The sequence below is a fragment of the Xanthomonas sp. NCPPB 4037 genome (assembly GCF_041475695.2).
Taxonomy (GTDB): domain Bacteria; phylum Pseudomonadota; class Gammaproteobacteria; order Xanthomonadales; family Xanthomonadaceae; genus Xanthomonas; species Xanthomonas campestris.
This window is the reverse complement of sequence record NZ_CM191261.1, coordinates 1-19646: the sequence shown is the minus strand read 5'-3', so window position 1 is coordinate 19646 and position 19646 is coordinate 1. Positions and strand designations below refer to the sequence as shown.

The 19646-nt window shown below is 63.9% G+C and carries 17 protein-coding genes; 4 read left to right on the top strand and 13 right to left on the bottom strand.

Going from position 1 to position 19646, the window contains the following annotated elements; translation table 11 throughout:
- The first annotated feature begins 264 nt into the window (after positions 1 to 264).
- The gene (locus tag ACCQ01_RS00085) at positions 265 to 978 is read left to right on the top strand and encodes a 2OG-Fe(II) oxygenase (protein ID WP_228433598.1); all 714 of its coding nucleotides are present in this window, start codon (positions 265 to 267) and stop codon (positions 976 to 978) included.
- A 94-nt stretch (positions 979 to 1072) separates the two neighbouring features.
- Here ACCQ01_RS00085 and ACCQ01_RS00080 read toward each other — a convergent pair whose 3' ends face one another.
- Complete coding sequence (locus ACCQ01_RS00080) at positions 1073 to 2167, bottom strand: PA0069 family radical SAM protein (RefSeq protein ID WP_228433599.1); 1095 nt, start codon at positions 2165 to 2167, stop codon at positions 1073 to 1075.
- Between the two features lie 285 nt (positions 2168 to 2452).
- Here ACCQ01_RS00080 and cls point away from each other — a divergent pair, with 285 nt between their 5' ends.
- The 3 genes from cls (at position 2453) to ACCQ01_RS00065 (ending at position 5035) form a co-directional block, all read left to right on the top strand.
- Entirely contained in the window at positions 2453 to 3913 is a 1461-nt protein-coding gene (gene cls / locus ACCQ01_RS00075; RefSeq protein WP_228433600.1) for a cardiolipin synthase, read from the top strand.
- Positions 3914 to 3987: 74 nt separating this feature from the next.
- Entirely contained in the window at positions 3988 to 4257 is a 270-nt protein-coding gene (locus tag ACCQ01_RS00070) for a hypothetical protein (RefSeq protein WP_042595429.1), read from the top strand.
- Between the two features lie 7 nt (positions 4258 to 4264).
- Positions 4265 to 5035 (top strand): pyridoxine 5'-phosphate synthase, encoded by a 771-nt coding sequence (locus ACCQ01_RS00065; RefSeq protein WP_228433601.1) that lies wholly within the window; start codon positions 4265 to 4267, stop codon positions 5033 to 5035.
- Between the two features lie 76 nt (positions 5036 to 5111).
- On the opposite strand, the gene ACCQ01_RS00060 is transcribed toward ACCQ01_RS00065, so the two are convergent.
- From ACCQ01_RS00060 to dnaA, 12 genes are all read right to left on the bottom strand, one after another.
- Positions 5112 to 5522 (bottom strand): ExbD/TolR family protein, encoded by a 411-nt coding sequence (locus ACCQ01_RS00060; protein ID WP_228433602.1) that lies wholly within the window; start codon positions 5520 to 5522, stop codon positions 5112 to 5114.
- Positions 5523 to 6725: 1203 nt separating this feature from the next.
- Positions 6726 to 7136, bottom strand: coding sequence for an ExbD/TolR family protein (locus ACCQ01_RS00055; RefSeq protein ID WP_011035269.1), 411 nt, complete (start codon positions 7134 to 7136; stop codon positions 6726 to 6728).
- Between the two features lie 3 nt (positions 7137 to 7139).
- The gene (locus tag ACCQ01_RS00050) at positions 7140 to 7562 is read right to left on the bottom strand and encodes an ExbD/TolR family protein (RefSeq protein ID WP_011035268.1); all 423 of its coding nucleotides are present in this window, start codon (positions 7560 to 7562) and stop codon (positions 7140 to 7142) included.
- A 46-nt stretch (positions 7563 to 7608) separates the two neighbouring features.
- Positions 7609 to 8370, bottom strand: a complete 762-nt coding sequence (gene exbB / locus ACCQ01_RS00045) for a TonB-system energizer ExbB (RefSeq protein WP_011035267.1) — start codon at positions 8368 to 8370, stop codon at positions 7609 to 7611.
- 84 nt (positions 8371 to 8454) lie between these two features.
- Positions 8455 to 9126 carry an energy transducer TonB gene (locus ACCQ01_RS00040; protein WP_011035266.1) on the bottom strand — a complete coding sequence of 224 codons (672 nt, stop codon included), beginning with the start codon at positions 9124 to 9126 and terminating at the stop codon, positions 8455 to 8457.
- Positions 9127 to 9279: 153 nt separating this feature from the next.
- Positions 9280 to 10476 (bottom strand): tetratricopeptide repeat protein, encoded by a 1197-nt coding sequence (locus ACCQ01_RS00035; RefSeq protein WP_114996522.1) that lies wholly within the window; start codon positions 10474 to 10476, stop codon positions 9280 to 9282.
- Positions 10477 to 10614: 138 nt separating this feature from the next.
- Positions 10615 to 11421, bottom strand: a complete 807-nt coding sequence (locus ACCQ01_RS00030; protein WP_228433604.1) for a M48 family metallopeptidase — start codon at positions 11419 to 11421, stop codon at positions 10615 to 10617.
- Between the two features lie 62 nt (positions 11422 to 11483).
- Entirely contained in the window at positions 11484 to 12320 is an 837-nt protein-coding gene (locus tag ACCQ01_RS00025) for a CPBP family intramembrane glutamic endopeptidase (protein WP_228433605.1), read from the bottom strand.
- Between the two features lie 68 nt (positions 12321 to 12388).
- Positions 12389 to 14833 carry a DNA topoisomerase (ATP-hydrolyzing) subunit B gene (gene gyrB, locus ACCQ01_RS00020; protein WP_228433606.1) on the bottom strand — a complete coding sequence of 815 codons (2445 nt, stop codon included), beginning with the start codon at positions 14831 to 14833 and terminating at the stop codon, positions 12389 to 12391.
- A 113-nt stretch (positions 14834 to 14946) separates the two neighbouring features.
- Positions 14947 to 16053, bottom strand: a complete 1107-nt coding sequence (gene recF / locus ACCQ01_RS00015; protein WP_228433607.1) for a DNA replication/repair protein RecF — start codon at positions 16051 to 16053, stop codon at positions 14947 to 14949.
- A gap of 888 nt (positions 16054 to 16941) precedes the next feature.
- Positions 16942 to 18042, bottom strand: a complete 1101-nt coding sequence (gene dnaN / locus ACCQ01_RS00010) for a DNA polymerase III subunit beta (protein WP_011035260.1) — start codon at positions 18040 to 18042, stop codon at positions 16942 to 16944.
- 275 nt (positions 18043 to 18317) lie between these two features.
- Positions 18318 to 19646: a chromosomal replication initiator protein DnaA gene (gene dnaA / locus ACCQ01_RS00005; RefSeq protein ID WP_228433608.1), complete on the bottom strand. Its 1329-nt coding sequence runs from the start codon at positions 19644 to 19646 to the stop codon at positions 18318 to 18320.

Below are 19646 nucleotides of genomic sequence, written 5' to 3'. Positions count from 1 at the left end.
CGCGCATGCGCAACAGCCACTTTGCTTTTACGGGACAGGCGAGTTGCACGACCTCGCGTTGCAGCCAGTGATGCATCGTCGCTCCTGCATGTTCGCCGCTGATTGCGGTGCGCCGTCTCGAGCATCAACACCACGACCAATGGCACGACATCGCTCTGGCCTCGCCGTTGCGCGGCGCGACGATCATCGTCACTGCGCAGACGCCGCGTGCGTGAGCGTGCCGCACCGGCACACAGGGCTGTGCAGCACAGCGATGACGTTGCTATGGTCCTGCGTATGGACCAACCCGACTTCATCCAGATCACCGACGATGCCGTTTCGCGCGACGACTGCGCGGCGATCGTGCAACGCATGCGCGACAGCCAGCAGCTGCAGCCGGGCCGCATCGGCAGCGGCGTGTTCCCGGACCTCAAGCACAGCCGCGATCTACGCATCAGCGGCCTGGCCGACTGGGCGGCGGTGGATAGCCGTCTGCAACAGGCCGTCTTCGAGGGCCTGCTCCGCTACCTGCGGCAGTATCCGCAGGCGTTGATTTCGCCGTTGATGCTGCAGGTCACCACCGCCGATGGCAGCCCGCATCGGTTGGTTGCCGAGGACATTGCGCAGATGAGCGATGCGGCCTTGAGCGACCTGGCGCGCACCTGCCTGCGCCCGGGCGCCATCAACCTGCAGTGGTATCTGGCCGACCAGGGCGGCTACCCGTACTGGCACTGCGAACTGTATCCGCGCGACGCCGGTGCCGAGACCCTGCACCGCCATTTGCTGTGGACGCTGTATCTCAACGAAGAGTTCGAACAGGGCGAGACCGAATTCCTGTTCCAGCACCGCAAGGCGCGCCCACGCACCGGCAGCCTGCTGATCGCGCCCACCGCCTTCACCCACACCCACCGCGGCAACCGCCCGGTCGGCGGCGACAAGTTCATCGCCACCAGCTGGATTTTGTTCCAATCGGCGCAGGCGCTGTACGGCGGGGAATAGGGAATCGGCAATGGAGAATCGCACCAGCAGACCTGCGCTGTTGCGGTGGCTCTCGCCGTTGCGAATCCCCAATCCCCACTCCCGATTCCCCGCCCTAAAACAACTGCCCCTGCGGCGAGTCCTTGACCGGCTTGGGCGGCGGTGCAGGGCGGCGGAATTGTTCGGTATCCAACGGCGGGGTGCGGCGGGTGTCGAAGCCGGCGCGGCGATGCGCCAGCGCGAAGCGGCGCGCCAGCAAGTCTGCGTACACGCCCTGGCCGCGCATGCGGGTGCCGAAGGTGCTGTCGTAGTCCTTGCCGCCGCGCAGCTGGGCGATGGTGCTCATCACGTGCTCGGCACGTTGTGGGTGGTGGGTCTGTAGCCACTCGCGGAACAACGGCGCCACCTCGTGCGGCAGGCGCAGCAGCACGTAACCGGCACTGCTGGCGCCGGCATCGGCGGCGGCCTGCAGGATCGCTTCCAGCTCATGGTCGTTGATCCACGGGATTACTGGCGCGGCCATCACCCCGACCGGCACGCCGGCCTCGTGCAGGCTGCGCATCGCGCGCAGGCGCGCATGCGGCGCGGACGCACGCGGTTCCAGCCTGGCCGACAGATGCGGATCCAGCGTGGTCACCGAGAAGTGCACATTGACCAAGCGCGCGCGCGCCAGCGGGGCCAGCAAATCCAGATCCCGCGTGACCAGGGCGTTCTTGGTGATCAGCGTGAACGGGTGCCGCGCCTCCCACAGCACTTCGATCAACTGCCGGGTCAACCCGCGCTTGCGCTCGATCGGCTGGTAGGCGTCGGTGTTGATGCCCAGTGCGATCGGGCTGGGCACGTAACTGGGCCGCGCCAGTTCCCGGCGCAGCAGCTCCGGCGCATTGGTCTTGGCAAACAGCCGCGTTTCGAAATCCAGCCCCGGCGAGAGGTTGAGGTAGGCATGCGAGGGCCGTGCGAAACAGTAGCTGCAGCCATGTTCGCAGCCGCGATACGGATTGACCGACTGCGAGAACCCGATGTCCGGCGACTGGTTGCGGCTGATGATGCTGCGCGCGGTCTCGTCGGTGACCTGGGTGCGCAATGCGGGCGGCGCGAACTCGTCGCTATCGTCCACGTGCCAGCCATCGTCCACCGCCTGCGGCGTGGTGACCTCGAACCGTCCGGGCAGATGGCCGGTCGCACCCCGGCCCTTGATCGCGCTTGCCATGCCGGCATGCTACGGCGGCCGCGTCTCACCTGCTGGGATCAGCCCGCTGCATGGATGAAGGTTTCAGCCTTCGTGTTCGATGTGCTGCCTGCACTGTCTGAGTAGAACGCTCGCCTCGGCAACGGGCACTGCAGCGCGACGTTCGGTAGGCCCCATACCAAATGCAAGACGTGTCTTGGTTCATTGAGTCCTAATCCGCAGCTCGCCCGTGCATGTGCTGCCAGGATCGCCAGGGCAGCAGCCGGCAGTCATCGCAGCAGAGCGTGTGCGCCGTAGAATCCGCGCATGCTCGCACTTGCACAGGGCGCGTGGGATTGGCTGGCCGACATTCCCCACCTCAAAGCGCTCCTCTTCGCCGCCTACGTGCTGTATCTGCTGTGGATCGTCAGCTGGATCATCCTGCAGAAGCGCGAGCCGGTGGCCACGCTGAGCTGGGTGCTCTCGCTGGCCGCGCTGCCGTATCTGGGCCTGCTGATCTACTACTGGCTGGGCCCGCAGAAGGTCAAACGCCAGCGTCTGCGCCGCGGGCGGTCGCGTTCGGGCATGGAAAGCTACAGCAGCGTGTGTCCGCCCGATGCCGATTGCACCGAGCTGGCCAAGATCGCCCAATCCACCACCGGCCTGGCCCCAAGCAGCGCCACCGAAGCGCTGTGGCTGGTGGATGGCGCGTCCACCTATGCGGCGATCATCGAGGCGATCGCGCGCGCGCGCGACCACATCCATCTGGAGTACTACATCTTCCAGCCCGACCGCAGCGGCATGCCGATCTGCGAGGCCTTGATGGAGCGCGCGCGCGCGGGGGTCAAGGTGCGGCTGTTGATGGATGCAGTCGGCTCCTCGGCGATGACCCGGCGCACCTTGCGCACGCTGCGTGCGGCCGGCGTGGAGACCGCCTGGTTCCATCCCACCCAGCTGCTCAAGCCGTTCAAGCGCCCGTGGCTGAACCTGCGTACGCACCGCAAGTTGATCGTCATCGACGGCCGCATCGCGTTCACCGGTGGCATCAATGTCACCGACGAAGAGAACGAGCAGGTTCGCCCCGACGCGTTTCGCGACCTGCATGTGCGTCTGCAGGGCCACGTGGTGCGCAGCCTGCAGCTGGTGTTCCTGGAGGACTGGCTCTACGCCACCCGCCAGGCCAAAGGCGCCTTCCATGGCCAGCAGCTGTGGCCGGAGGATGTGCCCACCCGCAAGCAGGGCAGCATCGATGCGCAGGTGCTGGTGTCCGGCCCGGATTCGTCCTGGGAGGCGATCCACCGGCTGATGGTGGCCGCCATCCATGAGGCCAGGCATCGGGTCTGGCTAGTCACGCCGTACTTCGTTCCGGGCGAGGCCGCGCGCATGGCGCTCACCTCTGCGGCGCTGGGCGGGCTGGACGTGCGCCTGCTGATTCCGCGCGTCAGCGACTCGCGCCTGGTCACCTATGCTGCGCGTTCGTATTTCGATGAACTGCTGGAGGCCGGCGTGCGCATCTACGAGTACGGCCCGCGCATGTTGCACACCAAGGCGCTGATCGCCGACGACGATGTCTGCATCGTCGGTAGCGCCAATTTCGACAGCCGCAGCTTCCGGCTGAACTTCGAGCTGTCGATGCTGTTCCGCGACCAGGCAGTGGCCGCCGAGCTCGCCGGCATGATCGGCACCGACATGGCCCAGGCGCAGGAAGTGCGCTTCAACCTGCGCCGGCCGTTCTGGCGATCGCGCCTGCCGGAAGCCTTCGCGCGGCTGCTGTCGCCGCTGCTCTGACCACCGCGCTGCGCCCCACGTGGAACCACGCCGGGCGCAGCGCTACACTGCCGCCACTCAACGGGGAGCTCGTCATGCACTGGCTGTTTCTGCTTATGGCACTGGGTGCACTGGTACTGGCCTTCAGCACGCCGCATGTGTGGTTGCTGGTGGTGTCGCTGCTGGTGGCACTGCTGCTGTTGCTGCTGTGGACCCGCGGCTGGTTCGCCGCACGCATGGGCGATACCCAGCGCGACACCGGCAGCATGATCGACCCGGCCGAACTGCGCCGGCTGCGCGAACTGGCCGAAGCCCGCAAGGCCGCTGCACTGGCTGCCGCGCGCGACGGCGAGCCGCAGGCCTGAGCAGCACGTGAGCACTCACCTCAGCGTCAACGTCAACAAGATCGCCGTGCTGCGCAATTCGCGCGGCGGCCAAGACCCGGATGTAGTGCAGGCCGCGCGCAGCTGCATTGCAGCTGGCGCCCAGGGCATCACCGTGCATCCGCGCCCGGACCAGCGGCATATCCGCGCTGACGATGTGTACGCGCTCAGCACACTGACACGCACGCACGGTGTGGAATTCAACATCGAAGGCAATCCGTTCGCCCCGCCGCGCGCCGGCTATCCGGGTTTGCTGGAACTCTGCCAGGCCACGCGCCCGCAACAGGTCACCCTGGTGCCGGATGGCGACGGCCAACTCACCTCCGACCATGGCGTGGACTTCGCCCGCGATGGCGCGCGGCTGGCGCCGTTGATTGCCGCCTTCAAGACTTTCGGCTGCCGCGTGAGCCTGTTCGTGGATGCCGGTAATCCGGAGATTGCGCAGGCGGCTGCGCTGGGTGCCGATCGCATCGAGCTGTACACCGGCCCGTATGCCGAGGCCCATCAACACGGCCAAGCGCAACCGTCCCTGGCCCTGTTCGCCGGTGCCGCCAGGCGTGCCCATGCGGCCGGCCTTGGGATCAATGCCGGCCATGATCTATCGCAGCACAACCTGGCCGATTTCCTGGCCGGGGTTCCCGGCGTCCTGGAGGTCTCGATCGGCCACGCCTTGATCGGCGAGGCGCTGTATCAGGGCCTGGAACCGACCGTGCGCGCCTACCTGGCGATCATTGCGGGCAGCGCAACCACAGCCGCCTAGGCGCGGGTTTAGCGAGCCGCGCGCAGTTATCGCAACATGCAGCTGCGCGTCCGTCACGGACGCGCAGCTGCATGACTTACTGCACGAAACTGATCCGGCTGACCTGCGCGTTCTTGGCCGCCGCCAGCACCTTGGCAAGCACCGCGTACTGCGCGTCAGGGCTGGCAGTGATGTGCAATTCCGGCTGCTGCTGGCTGCTTGTCACCTGCATTTCTTCGCTCAAGCGGGCCTGCAGTTGCTGCAGCGGCAATGGGCTGGCGTTCCAGAACACCTGGCCGTCGGCGTCCAGCCGCAGGGCGATCGGCTCGGGCGGCACGGCCTGCACCAACTGTTGCGGCGTGCGCTGCGGCAGATCCACCACGATTGGCCGGGCCAGCATGGGCGCGGTCACGATAAAAATGATCAACAACACCAACATGACATCGACCAATGGCGTGACGTTGATATCCGCCAGTGGCTCCCGGTTCCCTGTCGTACTGAAAGCCATGACCTGCCTCCTGTGCTGTGGTTGTGGGTGCTGCACGATCGAGCATACACCCGGGATTGCGGGTGGGAAGGGCGGGGCAGCTGTGGCTCACATAGCGCATCGGCCGCGCAGTCGAGCTTGCGATGCGTGCAATCGCGCTTCGCCCAAGCACTTTCGTACCCACTCAGCCCGTGCCTCTCCGTACTCGAAATGGCCATGAGCGTTTGGAGGCGGCAACACGATGTTGCCAGCATTGATGGACTCAGCGCCGACTAGGCATCAGATTCGATGTTCAAGAAGAGGTTGCCCGAAAGGCGGATGCGTTTGGGTGGAGGGGAAGTGCGTTTCTAGATGGATGTCAGGTTTGAATGTATGAGAGTCCGCAGATCGCATGCGAATGCCGCTCGGCATGTCGTCCATCGCTTCACTATTTACATATTGGATGGCGCTTGCTGCTTGGGTGTTGCCACAGCCGACGCCAGCAGGTGGCGCGCGTTGGGCGGAATCAGGTCCTAACGAAGCTGCATGCTCCGCACTTCGGGAGAAGATATACCCAAGACGAATGACGATGAGACGTGGACCGGAATGTGCAGACATGCACGTCAGGTTTGCATGTGCGAGCGTTCGTCGATCTCATGCGAACGTCGCTCTGCATGTCAGCTCATCAAGGCATCCCATCAAGCCACTGCACACGCGTTCGAATGCACGTGTCAGCTGTTTGGTTGGTCACGGAAATCGCAAGCACGAGTCACAAGCTCGTTGCGTGTGCGCGGCACTACTTAGCGCATCTCTGTGTGCATCTCTGTATGCATCTCGGCGATAAGGCATCGCGTTCGATGCGATGCGATAGAAGCGATCTGCAGCTAGTGCGATTGCTTGCCAACCCATCGCAACGCACGCCTTTTCCCAAGACTCGCTTGATAGGTACGCAGCGCAAGATGCCTTGAGTAGGTCTGCATCAGACGCACCGCTGCACCTACAGAAACACCAGCAGCGGGCGATGGCTGCCAATCAACGCTTCATCAGCGAGGTCGTTTCAACAGCGCATCGCTGCCATCCGCAAATGTGGATCAACAACAACGCACCGATTGCATCCACTATTTGATCGGCAGCATCGAACGCGCATGCGCAGCACTCTCGCGTCATCACCGCACAAAAAAACGCCACCGTTTCCGGTGGCGTTGCAGTCGCGTCATGACTGTTGTGTTGCGGTCGTGCGATGTCTTACTGCATGAAGCCGATTTTCTTCATCTGCGAGTTCTTTGCCGCGGCGAGGACCTTGGCCATCACCTCGTACTCAGCATCCTCGTTGGCATCGATGCGCAGCTCCGGCTGATTGGTTGGATCGGCCTGCACCACTTCTTCCATCTTCTGCTGCAACTGCGCGACCGGGGTCGGGCTGTTGTTCCAGAACACCTGGTTGCTGGCGTCGATCCGCAATTCGATCGGCGGCGGCGGTTCGGTCGTCTGCGGTGGCGGGTTGAGCACCCGCTGCGGCAGATCCACGGCGATCGGGTAGGTCATGATCGGCGCGGTCACGATGAAGATGATCAGCAGCACCAACATCACGTCCACGAGGGGCGTGACGTTGATGTCGGCCATTGGGCCGCGGTTTCCACCGGTACTGAATGCCATGGCTTACTGCCCCTTCTCTTTGGTTGCAACGAAGCCGACGTCCAACATGCCCTGACCCTGCGCGATCTTGGTGATCTCGTTGATCGTACGCATCTTGGTGGTGCGGTCGCCGCGCAAGTTGAGCGGCGGTTGCGGGGTCTGCTGTGCGGCGGTGGACAGGCGCGACTCCAGGGCTTCCTTGGAGATCGGCTCGTCGTTCCAGTACAGCGACCCGTCTTCCTTGACGGCCAGGGTGATCGGTGCGGCGCGCTTCTCCGCATCTTCCTTCTGGATCAAGTTGGCCTCTGGCAGCTCCACCTTGACCTTGTGGGACATCAGCGGTGCCGTAATGATGAAGATGATCAGCAGCACCAACATGACGTCCACGAGGGGCGTCACATTGATGTCGGCCATCGGGCCGCCGCTGTTTCCACTACTGAAGGCCATAACGGGCTCCGTCTAAATCGTTGCGAAGGCGTTCTTTACTACCGGATTAGCGAACGCGCGAACCGGTGGCGAAGAAGTCGTGCAGGTCGTGGGCAAAGGTGTCGAACTTGGCGATCACCGAGCTGTTGACCTTGGAGAAGAAGTTGAACGCGAACACGGCCGGGATTGCGACGAACAGACCGATGGCGGTCATGATCAGCGCTTCACCCACCGGGCCGGCAACGGCGTCGATGGAGGCCGAACCGGTTGCACCGATCTTGATCAGCGCGCCGTAGATGCCCCACACGGTACCGAGCAGACCGACGAACGGCGCGGTTGCACCGACGGTCGCCAGCAGGGTCATGCCCGACTGCAGCTTGGTGCTTTCGCGGGTCACGGCCTGACGCAGAGCGCGGTCGACGAACTCCGAACGGCTCAGGCTCTCGCCCATACCGCCGGTGCTGCCTTCGGCACGCTGGTGGTGCGCAGCAGCCTGGGCTGCATCCAGTGCGATCTTGGAGAACGGCTCGGAAGCCGGCTGCTCTTCCATGGCGCGGATGGCGTCCTGTGCATTCGGGGCATCCCAGAACGCGGTGGTGACGCGGTCAGCCGCGCTCTTCAGACGGGTGGCGCGGAAGATGTTGATGACAGTCCAGTACCAAGAGGCAGCGGACATGGCGATCAGGGTGATCAGAACGACCCAGGACACGGCGAAGTCGCCGGGGCTGGAGGTCATTTCGGTGATCAGGTGCTCAAAGCCCATCTGCGAAAGAGCGGCCGACGGATTGGAGCCCCCTGCAGCGGCGGCGATAACGAATTCCTGCAGCATGACGCTTACCTTTGTTGTGTGTGGTGATGAAGGGTGGAGCGAAAGGAAGACAGGATCCTGGGCCGGCCGCAGCCGGCCCGTGGATCAGTTCAGAGCAAAGTTGACCGGGACGCGGACGCGGCCGGCGGCTTTCTGCCCATTGACAGTGGAGGCGTTGAACTTCCACTTGCGTGCTGCGTCCATCGCGGCACGGTCAAGGTCGCGGTTGCGGCTGGACTTTTCGACCGACACATTGGTCACGTTGCCGTTGGCATCCACATCCACGATCAGGATGACCTCACCTTGGACACCGGCACGGAATGCGGCCGGCGGGTACTTCGGTGGGTTCATGTTCTTGGACGAGATATCGACGCTGGCACCGATGTCACTCGGTGGAGCCGGCGGAGCTGGCGGGCTCGGCGGCGTGACGATATCGCTCGGACGCGGTTCGGGAACGTCGACCACCGGAGCTTCCGGCGGCGGCGGAACCGGTGACGGCTTCGGCGGCGACAGATTCTTGACCGGCGGTGGCGGCTTGTCTTCCGGCGGCGGCGGCGGCGGCGGCGGCGGGGGAGGAGGCGGTGCATCCACCAAGGTGACCATGGTGGTGCGCTCCTTCTCGGCCGGAGCCTTCGGCGCGACTGCAGGGATCAGCAACATCATCAATGCAGTAAGGTGCAGGGCAATTACGAAAGCAATGCCGATAATGCGGGCCCAGCTCAGACCCTGGTTCCCGGCATCATAGTCATGCCTGTGGATAACGAGTTGTTCCGTCATGCGCCAATGGCTCTTTCAGTGGGGGCCCGGATCACTGTGATGATCCCCAGGTTTTCGGACGGCTTTGACACCGCAGGAACTCCCAAGCTTATACCAATCCCGAGTCCTGTAACCACTAAAAACACAGGGATTTCGGGGGTTTATTTTCTTTTTTTACTTCAGATTGATGATCTTCTTGGCGTCTTCGGGTTTTTTAACACCCTTGGCGATCGCCTGCTGTGCGGCCTGCTTGGCCTCGGGGATGCGTCCTTCCGAATGCAGCACCTTGGCCAGATTCAGATAGGTCTCGCCGTCCTTGGAGAGGGGGGCGGCCTTCTGCCAATTCTCGATCGCCTTCGGCACGTCTTCGCTGTAATAGTACGACTGCGCCAACGCGAGGTAGGTCTGGTAGTCAGGCTTGAGGATGCCCTTCTGCATGCCCTCGGTGATGACGGCGATGACGTCCTTTTCCTTGTTCTCGGTGTTGGCGTAGATCGAGTACAGCTGCTTGTATTCCTTCTCTTCGGTCAGCTGACCGGAGGCGCGCAGCTTGTCCATCACCCCGGCGGCCTTGTCCATCTGGTCGGCCTGCATGTACATGCTGGCCAGATTGAGCTGGGCCTTCTTGTCGTTGGGCGTCTTTGCGGCCAGCGCCTCGGCGGCGGCAACGGCTTCACCGGTTTGGCCGGCTTCGGCGTAGGACGCCATCAGCAGCTGGTTCCACGTGTCCTTGGGCTCGGGCGATGCAGCGATCGCCTGCTTGAGCACCGGAATGGCGTCCTTGTAGCGCTCGGCCTGGTACAGCGCCTGGCCCTTGAGGATCAGATCTTCCGGGCGCTGCGACTTGCTCTCGTCCAGGTACTTGTCCAGCGTGGCCAGACCTTCGGCCTGCTGGTCATCCTGCAACTGCAGCTGCGCCAGCATCAGCATCGACTGGAACTGGCCGTTGTTGTCCAGCGCGTTCAGTGCGATGGCCTGCTGCAGATAGGTCTTGGCAGCGGCGGTGTCGTCCATGTTGTACGCCGCCTGGGCGGCCAGCTGGCCGGCGAGCGCCTTGTCGGCTTCGTTGGCAGCGCTGTTGGCCAGGATCTCGTCGGCCTGTGCCCGCACCGCCGGGAAATCCTCGCCCTTGTTGAAGGTTTCGATCAGCTTCTGCAGCTTGCTGCCCAGCTTGGACGACGGCTTGATGGTCGGCGCGGTGCGGGTGGACTGCGGGTACAGCTCTTCGGCCTTGCCGCTGTTCTTGGACTTGCGGTTGGCCCGCTCGGTCGAGCGGTCCGACTGCGCGACCGCATCGGTAACGACAGCCCCGCCCAGCGATGCGGCGATGATCAGGGACAACAGGGCGTGCTTGCGGTTGAGCAGTTTCATGATTCACCTCGGACGAGCCGCCGTTGGGCGGTACGAAAAGCGGAATGGAAGCTGTACGAAAATTCTGAGCCGGCAAACTTAGCAGAAAGTCTCAGTTCCCGAAAACGGTTTCCGTGCTGTGGTGCAGCATCGGCGCCATTACCCACAACGGGGCACTCGACCGTCCTGTCGGGCCTGCTGATACACCGGTTGCAGGGCATTGACGTCGGCCTGGAGCTCGCGGATGCGATTGGCCGGGTCCGGGTGGGTAGACAACCACTGCGGCTGACGGTTGCCGCTGGCGACCATCATGTTCTGCCACAGGCTCACCGCCTGGGCCGGGTCGAAGCCGGCTTGCGCCATCAGGCGCTGGCCGACCACGTCGGCCTCGCTTTCCTGGGTGCGGGAGCCGGGCAGCAGGAACACGGTTTGCGCGGTCATACCGCCGACCTGGTTCACCGCACTGGCGGCACCATCGCCGTAGGCCGCGCCGGCCAGCGCGCCAATGATGCCTAGACCGGTCTGCGCGCCAAGCTGGCGAGTGATGCGTTCTTCGTGGTGGCGCGAGATTACGTGCCCGATTTCATGCCCGAGCACGGCGGCCAGCTGATCCTGGGTCTTGGCCACAGTGAAGATGCCGGTATTCACACCGACCTTGCCACCGGGCAGGGCGAAGGCATTGGCTTCGTCGTCGACAAACAGCGCGGTCTCCCAACGCGTCTCGCGCCATTGCGGCGGCAACTGCGCGACCAGGGCATTGACCACGCACTGCACATAGGCGTTCTGCTTGCCGTCGGTGCTGACTTTTTCCTTGGCCTTGGTCTGCGCGAAGGACTCCGCGCCAAGCTTGTCGAGCTGGTCTTGCGTCACGCCGCCTACCACCTGACGGCGGCCGGTTGGCGAAGTAGTGGTGGCGCACGCCGTCAACGCGAGGACGGCAACAACGATCAACAACCTGGCTTTCATTCAATCCCCCTTGAACCCTGGGGGCATTTTGGCAGGGTCGTCTTAACTTTTCGTCAAGCGGGTCAGCCGAAACCAAAAAAGTACAGGGCTGCCAGGGCGGTCGCGTTGTTGATCCCATGCGCCAGGATCGGCGCCCACAGCGTGCCGGTGCGCCAATACAGCCATGCAAACGCCGCGCCCATGCCGCCGTAGACCAGCCACAGTTGGGCGATGGCGACCACGCCATTGCCGCTGATACCGGGCACCTCGTGCACCAGGGCGAAGGTCAGGCTGCTGAGCACCACGCCCAGCCACGGCCGCCCGGCCGCCAGCAAACGCCCGAACAACACGCGCCGAAACAGCAGTTCTTCGTAGGCCGGAGCAATGGCGACCGCAAACACCACCAGCGCCAGCGGCCATTGCTTGATGGCCTCTTCCATCAGCGGCAGGTTGGTCGGCACCGGCTTGATGCCCAGCGCCGAGGCCAGAACGCTGACCAGATTGCTGAGCATGAACACGCCGGCGGCCACGGCGGCGATCCAGCCCCAGGTCGACCGGCGCCGGATCGCGGCACGCGACGTCGCCTGTTCGGCAGGCGTGGCACGGCGACGCCAGAAGTACAGCAGCACCGCCGGAGTCGCAGTGCTGACCAGCGCGATCAGCAGCTGCACCATGACGCCCGGTTGGCCGATGGCGGCCATGATCGCGGCCGGGGAGGGACTGCCGCCCTGCGCACGCACGGCCTGCACCTCTCCCATGCTGCGCAGAAAGCCCCACACCGCAAAGCCGGCCACGCTCAACAGCAGCAACAGGCCGATGGCGATCAGCAGATCGATGCAGAAACCGAGCACGGCGGACCGCAGTGACGGTGGACCGGGCACCGAAACCGGCGCCGGGGAAGGCGGAAGAACTGCGCTCATCGTCATCCCTGCAGGGCCGGCGCACACCGCCACATCGCGCGTGGCGATGCGGCGGTGCAGGCGGCGGATCAGATATCCAGGTTGGAAACCTTCAGCGCGTTGTCCTCGATGAAGTCGCGGCGCGGTTCCACCACATCGCCCATCAAGGTGCTGAAGATCTGGTCGGCCGCCACGGCGTCTTCAATGCGCACCTGCAGCAGGCGCCGCGTGTCCGGATTGACCGTGGTTTCCCACAACTGCTCGGCGTTCATTTCGCCCAGGCCCTTGAAGCGCTGCACCTGGCGGCCCCGCTTGGCCTCTTCCAGCAGCCAGGCTTGCGCCTGCGCAAAGCTGGTGATCGGGTGGCTCTTGTTGCCACGCAGGATCTGCGCGCCTTCGCGCACCAAGCCATGCAGCGCCAGCGCAACCTCGCGCAGCGGACGCAGTTCGCCACTTTCGAACGCGCCCATCGGCAGCACCTGGGTGAATTCCTCGCCCATGTGCTTGCGCACCGACACCAGCGAGGCGGCGGCACTGTCGGTGGCCGGATCGAAGCGCAGCTGATAGCGCGCCGTGCCCAGGGTGCCGCGGTTGAGCACTGCCTGCAGCGCATCCAGCGTGGGATGCACGTCGCCTTCGGCCTGCAGCTGCGCCACGTCCAGCGGCGGCAGGTCGATCAACGCGGTCAACAGCGCCGGGTCGTAGCGGTGGGCATTGCGGGCAATGGCCTCCTTGGCGCCAGCGAACAGCAGCAGCAGTTTTTCCAGCGCTTCGCCGGTGATCGGCGGCTCGTCGCTGGCCGGGATCAGCGCTGCACCTTCGACCGCGCTGCTGGCCAGGTAGGCGTTGAGCGCGGCATCGTCCTTGAGATACAGCTCGCTCTTGCCCTGCTTGAGCTTGTACAGCGGCGGCAGGCCGATGTAGATGTAGCCGCGCTCGATCAGCTCCGGCATCTGCCGGTAGAAGAACGTGAGCAGCAGCGTGCGGATGTGCGAGCCGTCCACGTCGGCGTCGGTCATCAGGATGATGCGGTGGTAGCGCAGCTTGTCCGGGTTGTACTCGTCGCGGCCGATGCCGGTGCCCAGCGCGGTGATCAGCGTGCCCACCTGGTCGGAGGCCAGCATGCGATCGAAGCGCGCGCGTTCGACGTTGAGGATCTTGCCGCGCAGCGGCAGCACCGCCTGGTTCTTGCGGTTGCGGCCCTGCTTGGCCGAGCCACCAGCCGAGTCACCCTCGACGATGAACAGCTCGGACAGTGCCGGATCCTTTTCCTGGCAATCGGCCAGCTTGCCCGGCAGGCCGGCGATATCCAGCGCGCCCTTGCGGCGGGTCAGATCGCGCGCCTTGCGGGCGGCTTCACGGGCCCGGGCGGCATCGACAATCTTGCCGGTGATGGCCTTGGCTTCGTTCGGATTTTCCTGCAGGAATTCCTGCAGGCGCGCACCGAAGGCATTTTCCACCGCCGGGCGCACGTCCGAGCTGACCAGCTTTTCCTTGGTCTGCGAGGAGAAGCTGGGGTCGGGCACCTTCACCGACAGCACCGCGATCATGCCTTCGCGCATGTCGTCGCCGGTCAGGGTGATCTTGGCCTGCTTGGCGATGCCGTTCTGCTCGATGTAGTTGCTCAGCACGCGCGTCAACGCGCCGCGGAAGCCGGCCAGATGCGTGCCGCCATCCTTCTGCGGGATGTTGTTGGTGAAGCAGTACATGGTTTCCTGGTAGGCGTCGGTCCATTGCAGGGCCACGTCCACCACGATGCCGTTGTGCTCGCCGGTCACCGAAATCACGTTCGGGTGCAGCGGGGTCTTGAGCTGGGCCAGATGCTCCACGAAACTGCGGATGCCGCCTTCGTAGTGGAAATCATCGCGCCGGCCTTCGCCGCGCTCGTCGATCAGCGCAATCTTGACGCCGGAATTGAGGAACGAGAGCTCGCGCAGGCGGCGCGCCAGGATGTCGTAATGGAACTCGACGTCGCTGAAGATCTCCACCGCCGGCTTGAAGCGCAGCGTGGTGCCGCGCTTGGTCGAGGCTTCCAGCTGCTTGAGCGGGTACTGCGGCTCGCCCAGCGCGTATTCCTGCTGGTAGTGGAAGCCGTCGCGCCAGATATCCAGCCACAGGTGCTCGGACAGCGCGTTGACCACCGAGACGCCCACGCCGTGCAGGCCGCCGGACACTTTGTAGCTGTTGTCGTCGAACTTGCCGCCGGCATGCAGCACGGTGAGGATCACCTCGGCTGCGGAGACGCCTTCTTCCTTGTGGATGTCCACCGGAACGCCGCGGCCGTTGTCCGACACCGCTACCGAACCATCCACGTGGATCTTGACCACGATGTCATCGGCGTGGCCCGCCAGGGCCTCGTCGACCGAGTTGTCGACCACCTCGAACACCATGTGGTGCAGACCGGTGCCGTCGTGCACATCGCCGATGTACATGCCGGGGCGCTTGCGGACGGCTTCGAGGCCACGCAGCACGGTGATCTTGCTGGAGTCGTAGGTGCCGTTGGGTGTTGGCGGTGTGGTTTGTTCGTCGGTCATGCGCGTGCCGTTGGCTCCACAACACGCACGAGGACGGCGGAAGCCGTATCGCGCGTGGGAAAAGGGGGATAGCGCGGAAATTATACCAGCCGGCTCATGCCAGCCGCGGCGGATCAGTCGGCGGCGGCCGTAGGCGCCAGCTGACCGTGTTCCACGTGGAACCGGTGAAGGGTCTTGCCAACGTCGGCTAGTCCGGGGGGAAGTTCAGTTGCGGTAATCAGTACCTGCGCCGGCGCGCTGGCCAAGCGCTGGATCACCCGGGCCTGATGATGACGATCCAGCTCGGAACCCAGATCATCCAGCGCCATGACGGGCCATTCGCCGCGCTCATGCGCGAAATCTTCCGCCTGGGCGAGCAGGCAGGCCAGTGCCGTGAGCTTGGCCTGCCCCCGTGACAGCGCGTCCTTGCCGGGCAGTGCGTCGAACAACGGCACCCAGTCGGCGCGGTGTGGGCCTTGCGAGGTGTAGCCGTTCTGGCGGTCGCGTTCGCGGGCGAGCAGCAGGGCATCCGCCAACGAAACCTCGTGGCGGCGCCAGCCAGGTGCGAACGTCAGTGCAGACAGGCCGAGGGACGGGGCAATGGCCGTTGCGACCGGGATCAGGCGTTCCTGCAGCCGCTCCAGGTACTGCAGGCGCCGCGAGGTGAGGGTTTCGCCGGATTCGGCCAGTTCGTGATCCCAGGCATCTAGCATCCGCGGCTGTGCGCCCTGCTTGAGCAAGGCATTGCGCTGCTTGAGTGCGCGTGCGTACCGGCGCCACAGCGCCAGAAAGTCAGGTTCCACGTGGAACAAGCCCCAGTCCAGGAAACGCCGCCGTGGTTCGCCGCCACCGCTGATCAGCACATGGCTGCCTGGCTCAAAGGTCACCACCGCAAGCGCGGCACATAGCGACCCGAGTTGGGCCACGTCCTCGCCATCAAGGCGGCCGGTCCATTCCTGCCCGCTATGCCGCAGGCCGGCACGGCGTGTGCGCTCGGTGCTGTCGCCCGCACGTTCGCGCCATTCGACGAAGATTTCCAGATCCTGACCACCCTGGCGGATCAACCCGTCCCGCACCCGGCCGCGAAAGCTGCGCCCGTAGGCCATGACATGCAGGGCTTCAAGCACGCTGGTCTTGCCAGCACCGTTGTCGCCGGTCAACAGATTCAACGTGCTGGCTGGATGAAACTCGACTGCTTCGAAGCGACGAAGTCGATGGATGGACAACCGCGCTACATGCATCGATCGGTCTGCTTGGCCTTGAAGTCCGGCATCGGACGGGGCGGAGCATACGTGATCGGCGGTGGACGTGCTGCGGCAAACATTTCCGTCACGCGGCGACAAACTGGGGACAAGTTGTGGACAGTTTTAATGCCCATGGCGGCCGTTTCGCTTATCCACAGGTAATCAGGCCGTTTGAGCGGGTCTAGACACAGGGTTTCAAGGCCACAAAAGCGTTTAAGAACAGATGTTTAACCTACTTTTCGGCGAAATCTGGCCCTACCATCACCACCAAGCCTTTAAGATTTACCTAGATTTAAAAGCTTTGAGCGTTGTGCATAACTCAAACGCGCCTTGCGAAGCCGTGCTCAAGTCGGATTAACCTTTCTTTCCGAAGATCTGGTCTCTTAGCTTTTCGCTGGTCACCTCTAGCTCTGATGTCCTAGCTCAAGTGGCGATGTCAGTTCTTTTACGGAGCAGGGCGAACTGAGGCAGAGAGTGTGTGCCAATAGCCGCCGAGTTCAGCCACGAGACCGCGAGTGCTTTCGAGCCTTGATTGGCAGAGAGCAAATAATCGCTTTCCTGATTGCTCGTGATGGCTCTTACCGTCTTCAGAGCAGGCCCAGAGCAAGCGCGCACAACATCCGCCCATTGCCATGGGAACCGGGAAACAGTCCAGCAGTTGATGCTAGGTGCGCGGAAGCTCGCTGCCTCAGCCAATCCGCATGACTTCGCGCCAACGGTCGTTCACGACATCTCAGATCGCAAACCAAGGCGCATTGGCTCGGGAAACCCCGAGTACGCCGGCAGACACGTTTGATGGCAGCGAGCCATCTGTCTCAATGTTCCTTGGCCCACAAAAAAGCCCGGCGTAAGCCGGGCCCTTCGTGTTCCACGTGGAACGCAGGGTCAGAGACGCAACGGCATCACAACGTGGCGGGACTTCTCGCTGCTGGCCTCACGCACCAACGCCGACGAATTGGCATCGCGGAGCTGGATCACCACGTGCTCGTCGCGCAGTGCAGACAGCGCATCCAGCAGGTAGTTCACGTTGAAGCCGATAGCCAGATCGTCGACCTTGGTATCGGCCTCGATCTCTTCCTGCGCTTCTTCCTGCTCAGGGTTGTGCGCGCTGATCTTCAGCTGGCCCGGCGATACTTCGACGCGAACGCCGCGATACTTTTCGTTCGACAGAATCGCCGCACGCTGCAGTGACGCACGCAGCGCCTCGCGGTCGACCTTGACCTCACGGTCTGCGCCGATCGGTATCACCGCCTCGTAATCCGGAAAACGGCCGTCGATCAGCTTCGAGGTGAAGGTGACATCGCCGCGCTTGACGCGGATATGGCTGCGGCCCAGTTCCAGCTCGACATCGCGATCAGCCGCTTCCAGCAAGCGCAGCAGCTCGGTCACGCCCTTGCGCGGCACGATGATCTGGCGCTTCGCGCTACCGGACTTTTCCAGCTCGGTCTCGCACAGTGCCAGGCGGTGACCGTCGGTCGCCACGCAGCGCAGCAGGCCATCGCGCAGGTCGAACAGCAGGCCGTTGAGGTAATAACGCACGTCCTGCTGGGCCATGGCGAACGCCGTGCGCTCCATCAGCTCCTTCAGCCCGGCTTCCGGCACGGCTACACGCTCGGTGGCCTCGACTTCGTCGACCGACGGGAAGTCGTTGGCCGGTAGCGTGGCGAGCGTAAAGCGGCTGCGCCCGGCCTGCACCGTGACCTTGTCTCCGGTTTGCGAGACGGTGACACGGCTGCCGTCAGGCAGGGCCCGCAGGATGTCGAACAGCTTGCGCGCCGGGATCGTGGTTTCGCCGTCCTGGGCGTCCTCGACCATGGTGCGCGAGATCATTTCGACTTCCAGGTCTGTCCCCGTCAGCGACAGCTGGCCGTTGTTCACCTGCACCAGCAAGTTCGCCAGTACCGGCAATGTCTGACGCCGTTCGACGACATTGACCACCTGGGCCAACGGCTTGAGGAAGGCTTCGCGCTGCAGTGTGAAACGCATGTGGTTCCGTGCCTCTATGCTTTAAAGATGTGGAATAAATCAAAAGCTTGGTGGTGATGGTAGGGCCGTTTTCGGCGGACAACCACGCTAACGTATTGTTTCCAAAGACATTTTTGAGCTTGAAAGTCTATGGACTAGTGCCCCTGGAGCGGCGGGAAAACCTGTGGATAGTTTTCGCCTCAACGCTGCAGCCGCATTTATCCACAGATTCTCCCGCATTTGGCCCCAACTCATCCACGCTTTTTTCCAAGCCGAGCGAGAAGGGCGCCGAACGCTCACTCGCTCAGCTTGCGAATCAGCTTTTCCCAGTCCTCGCGCAGCTTGCCGTCGGCCTCCATCAGCGTGCGGATCTGCCGGCAGGCGTGCAGCACGGTGGTGTGGTCGCGGCCGGCAAACGCATCGCCGATCTCGGGAAGGCTGTGCTCGGTCAACTCCTTGGCGAGCGCCATCGCCACCTGGCGCGGGCGCGCCAATGAGCGGGTGCGGCGCTTGGAAAGCAGGTCCTTCATCTGCAGGCCGTAGTAGTCCGCCACGGTCTTCTGGATGTTGGGAATGCCGATCGCCTGCTGCTGCGCACGCAACAGGTCACGCAGCGTCTCCTGTGCGAACTCCACAGTGATCGAGCGGCCAGTGAAGTTGGCGCGGGCCACCAACGTGTTGAGCGCCCCTTCCAGGTCGCGCACGTTCGAGCGCATCTTCTTGGCGATCAGAAACGCCACGTCGTCGGGAATCTCGGCGCCGCGCTCGCGCGCCTTGGCCAGCACGATCGCCGCACGCGTCTCGAAATCCGGCGGGTCGATCGCCACCGACAGGCCCCAGGCCAAGCGCGACTTCAGCCGCGGCTCCAGGCCCTCGACTTCGCGCGGATAGCGGTCGCAGGTCAGGATGATCTGCTGGCGGCCGTCGAACAGCGCGTTGAAGGTGTGGAAAAACTCTTCCTGCGTGCGGTCTTTGCCGGCGAAAAACTGGATGTCGTCGATCAGCAGCGCATCGATCTGCTGGAACTGGCGCTTGAACTGGTCCATCGCCTTGTCCTGCAACGCGCGGATCATCGCGCTGAAGAACTGTTCCGAGCGCAGGTACATCACCTTGGCGGCCGGATTGGCCTGGCGCAGCGCGTTGCCGGCCGCGAACATCAGATGGGTCTTGCCCAGCCCGGTGCTGCCGTACAGCAGCAACGGGTTGTGTGCACGGTCGCCCGGCTTCTGCGCGGCCTGGATCGCCGCGGCCAGACCGAGCTGGTTGCTGCGGCCTTCCACGAAGTTGGCGAAGGTGTAATGCGAATCCAGGTTGCCGGCGAAGGGCACGATCGGCGCGACCGCCGGCGCACTGGCGACGGCTTGCGGTGCCGGCAGCGGCTCCGGCGCACGCGGACGTGAACCGACCGCCAGCGCCACCTCGCCATTGCCGGCGAAATACGCCAGCAACTCGCGGATGCGCGGCAGGTACCGTTCGCGGACCTGCTCGACGATGAAGGCATTCGGCGCATACAGCACGATGCTGTCGCCGCGATCTTCGGCCTGCAGGGGTTTCAACCAGGTGTGGACATCTTCGGGCGGGAATTCAGCTTCGAGACGTTCCAGACAGCGGGGCCAAGCATCCAT

Bases quoted from the DNA above. Each gene is read 5' to 3' on its own strand.
- ACCQ01_RS00085 (WP_228433598.1), top strand. From the start codon at position 265: ATGGTCCTGCGTATGGACCAACCCGACTTCATCCAGATCACCGACGAT.
- ACCQ01_RS00080 (WP_228433599.1), bottom strand. From the start codon at position 2,167: ATGGCAAGCGCGATCAAGGGCCGGGGTGCGACCGGCCATCTGCCCGGA.
- cls (WP_228433600.1), top strand. From the start codon at position 2,453: ATGCTCGCACTTGCACAGGGCGCGTGGGATTGGCTGGCCGACATTCCC.
- ACCQ01_RS00070 (WP_042595429.1), top strand. From the start codon at position 3,988: ATGCACTGGCTGTTTCTGCTTATGGCACTGGGTGCACTGGTACTGGCC.
- ACCQ01_RS00060 (WP_228433602.1), bottom strand. From the start codon at position 5,522: ATGGCTTTCAGTACGACAGGGAACCGGGAGCCACTGGCGGATATCAAC.
- ACCQ01_RS00055 (WP_011035269.1), bottom strand. From the start codon at position 7,136: ATGGCATTCAGTACCGGTGGAAACCGCGGCCCAATGGCCGACATCAAC.
- ACCQ01_RS00050 (WP_011035268.1), bottom strand. From the start codon at position 7,562: ATGGCCTTCAGTAGTGGAAACAGCGGCGGCCCGATGGCCGACATCAAT.
- exbB (WP_011035267.1), bottom strand. From the start codon at position 8,370: ATGCTGCAGGAATTCGTTATCGCCGCCGCTGCAGGGGGCTCCAATCCG.
- ACCQ01_RS00040 (WP_011035266.1), bottom strand. From the start codon at position 9,126: ATGACGGAACAACTCGTTATCCACAGGCATGACTATGATGCCGGGAAC.
- ACCQ01_RS00035 (WP_114996522.1), bottom strand. From the start codon at position 10,476: ATGAAACTGCTCAACCGCAAGCACGCCCTGTTGTCCCTGATCATCGCC.
- ACCQ01_RS00030 (WP_228433604.1), bottom strand. From the start codon at position 11,421: ATGAAAGCCAGGTTGTTGATCGTTGTTGCCGTCCTCGCGTTGACGGCG.
- ACCQ01_RS00025 (WP_228433605.1), bottom strand. From the start codon at position 12,320: ATGAGCGCAGTTCTTCCGCCTTCCCCGGCGCCGGTTTCGGTGCCCGGT.
- gyrB (WP_228433606.1), bottom strand. From the start codon at position 14,833: ATGACCGACGAACAAACCACACCGCCAACACCCAACGGCACCTACGAC.
- recF (WP_228433607.1), bottom strand. From the start codon at position 16,053: ATGCATGTAGCGCGGTTGTCCATCCATCGACTTCGTCGCTTCGAAGCA.
- dnaN (WP_011035260.1), bottom strand. From the start codon at position 18,042: ATGCGTTTCACACTGCAGCGCGAAGCCTTCCTCAAGCCGTTGGCCCAG.
- dnaA (WP_228433608.1), bottom strand. From the start codon at position 19,646: ATGGATGCTTGGCCCCGCTGTCTGGAACGTCTCGAAGCTGAATTCCCG.